The 2,796-nt window shown below is 41.0% G+C and carries 3 protein-coding genes; 1 reads left to right on the forward strand and 2 read right to left on the reverse strand.

The window, feature by feature from the left end; all coding sequences use genetic code 11:
* Both ACFFAP_RS37750 and ACFFAP_RS37755 read right to left on the reverse strand, forming a co-directional pair.
* The coding region (locus ACFFAP_RS37750) for an IS4 family transposase (RefSeq protein WP_375515990.1) at positions 1-1,361 on the reverse strand (1,361 nt) is incomplete at its 3' end.
* Between the two features lie 160 nt (positions 1,362-1,521).
* Complete coding sequence (locus ACFFAP_RS37755) at positions 1,522-1,842, reverse strand: hypothetical protein (protein ID WP_375515991.1); 321 nt, start codon at positions 1,840-1,842, stop codon at positions 1,522-1,524.
* Between the two features lie 135 nt (positions 1,843-1,977).
* On the opposite strand from ACFFAP_RS37755, the gene ACFFAP_RS37760 reads away from it, so the two are divergent.
* Complete coding sequence (locus tag ACFFAP_RS37760; protein WP_375515992.1) at positions 1,978-2,586, forward strand: hypothetical protein; 609 nt, start codon at positions 1,978-1,980, stop codon at positions 2,584-2,586.
* The last annotated feature ends 210 nt before the right edge of the window (positions 2,587-2,796 follow it).

Genomic DNA, 2,796 nt, shown 5'->3' on the forward strand with positions numbered 1-2,796 from the left:
GTTTGCAATTGCTTTTGTAATTCGTGCCGAGGTTTCGTCATTAAAGGGTAAGCTTTTGGTCGGCCTTTACGGACTCGTGGCTCACTTCTGCCAGGGCGATCGCTCACAGCCTTGTGAGCAATGACTTTAAGTAAAGTAAAATAAATTTGAAGAGGTTTTGTTGAAGTTGCAGCTAACAATTGGGGAATAAAGTTATGTAAATGATGGCGCGTACCTTGTAACGACAAGCGCAACGGAGGAGTACCATAAGTAGTGCCTGCCGACCACATCAAACTACGAAGTAGATTGTAAGCTAGTAAATAAACGTAAATTTCTTTGCGTACCATAGAAGGAGTTTTACAGCGCAAAACATCCATCCCCAGAGTGGTTTTAAGATGTCTTAAATCTAGTTCAACGTCCCAACGTTTACCGTAAAGCCCAACAACTTCGAGAGTAGAATAAGTTGTTTTATCTAAGAGAGTAGTGATTAAACTGACTCGTTGAGTACGAAAACCAGGGATAACAATGTAATAGTAAATTTCTCGCACAGTTAGAGTTTGAGGTAGGGCATCAAATTCATCTTTACTCAATCCTTTGGGACATTTTTTAGGTTTGTACCACGTAACTAACTTGTCACAATCACCAACAATTTTCCCTTTTCGCATTGATGTTGTTCGGGCTTGATGTTTACGGAATACTACATCACAATTAAGTTTTGTAATGGCGACTATATCAGCGTAAGCGCAAAAAGCTCTATCTCCTAAAAGGATATCTAAGGGATTAAGAAACTGATAAAGTTGTCGAGCGAGTTTAAGATCATGAGTGTTCAAAACGTCGATAACTAAAGCAACAGCAGCTCCTGTAGCCAAACTGAATATCACACCAATTTTCGCAATCGGGAATCCACACCCAGGTTTTTGACTTTTTGGTTGAGGGTATGCTTTCTGGTTTTCCGCAGTGTCCGGCATAGAGACAGTTGAACCGTCTATCACCTTCACCGAACGACCACACCATAAATGTTCTGTTGTTACTTTCTCTTCTAAACTTTGTGCAGCTTTGCCAAAAAGTTTTTCTAACAGCTTTTCTGGTAATCTTGCCCTAGCTTGGCAATAGCCGCTTGTATCAGTTGATGGAACTTCTACTCCTTCCTCTGGCAGTTGTGCAATTATTTTACTTACGGCATTATGGCAAGTCTTATCAGTATCTAAAACCTGAGATAAAAATGCCCATAATGTTACGAATGGATCAAATAACCTCTGATAGTATTTAATTTTTAGCTCAGAGAGCGCTTGCCCGATTACCGAGGATGGTAACAGTTCTTTAAAAGGTAATCCCAGACTTTTAGCAAATTTATCCTTGAGAATTTGTACTCGCAGTGTCACAGTAGTAGTTATGTTGTTGGCTTATTCGTATGAAAGAAAGTATTTCATGAACGAGTAAGCTTTTCCTATTTCAGAAAATTTTTGGGCAACTCCTGCATCACCCTCCACCCATTTCGCTGTGTTTGATGCGGCAGCGATCGCTTGACCATTCGCTCACTATTCATTGATTAAAAGCTGTAATCTTTATCTGGCAAGCATTTCGGCTTTTCTTAGTGCCATTCCTCCAAGCCAAAAACCTTTTGAGTTCGCGTTCGTACAGTTTGCGGCTGTTGGGTGCGAGATTGTTGCTGCGTAAAAATTCCAGAACTTTTACCCACCGAATATCGGTTGGTGGTCTTGTACTAGCCGTGCGCCCAGAGAGCGATGCCGTTTCAGCGTCAAGAGCAATGAGTTTAATCGGAGGTAAGTTATTTAGTTCAGGGTTATTCACAGTAATAAGCGCGATCGCACTCGATAGTTCTGAAGAAAGTTCAGTATACACGAATTCGGGGTAACACAAAATAAGATACCCTTATCTTTTATCCGATATAAACTACGATTAATACCACTTGCTTTTACACACCCTTTTGTTCTAGCTATTAAAATAAGTTTATTAAGCTAGAACTAATTTGAAATTATGCCACGTAAGATATGTGAACTTGGCTTTGACTGTGCTTCAATGATGCTCCAACCAGGACTACTCGATTGTGGAGAATGCCTGAATTACAAAACCTGTGGTTCAGCAATTAAATTGAGTCCCGACGAGGAGATCGAACTTATCCGCTTCCGGGAATTGGAACAGGAACGCATTCAAGAAACCCTGAGAACTACACGCCGAGAAGCAGCAATCATGATGCTGATGGCAAGGGGATGTCCTCAAACTGCCCAATCTTTGGGTGTTACTACACAAATGCAGGCAATCGCCGCCTGTGTTGAACAATTGCATCACAACTTAAATAATCTAGAAGGATGCTACATTGCTCCTGGTGGCTGTGAAGTACATCATTATAATGTGAAGCGCCCAAGTGGAGTTTATGGATACAACAAACTCACTGCTCCTGAGCCAATATTTGAACCATCTGAAAAACAGAAGAAAGTAAAAGTTGTTCATTTAAGCCATGATGACGATCCGCGAAACACTGAAGCACGGCTGGGGATTGAGCGCCGAAATCAGTTAACTCGTGTCCGAACGCTCTTAGCAACAACTGTGGAACTGTTACTTAAGGCAGCCAATACCCTAAATTAGTCAAAAAAACTAATCAGAGTTTTGTGCATTTAACTTGACCTTGAAATACTGCCGCTTTAGTTTCGAGTCGCCCCGGTTGGCGTACTGTCTGGAGCTTTCAAAAATAGTTATTAGTCCACGTTTCTCCATCTCCTTAAAAAACCATTCCCATCGCTCTAAGGGACTTCCAAGGAATAAAATCACCAAGTACAATAATGATAATCATTGTTA

It is taken from the genome of uncultured Nostoc sp. (assembly GCF_964245575.1).
In the GTDB taxonomy this organism is placed as follows: domain Bacteria; phylum Cyanobacteriota; class Cyanobacteriia; order Cyanobacteriales; family Nostocaceae; genus Nostoc.

Bases quoted from the DNA above. Each gene is read 5' to 3' on its own strand.
- ACFFAP_RS37760 (WP_375515992.1), top strand. From the start codon at position 1,978: ATGCCACGTAAGATATGTGAACTTGGCTTTGACTGTGCTTCAATGATG.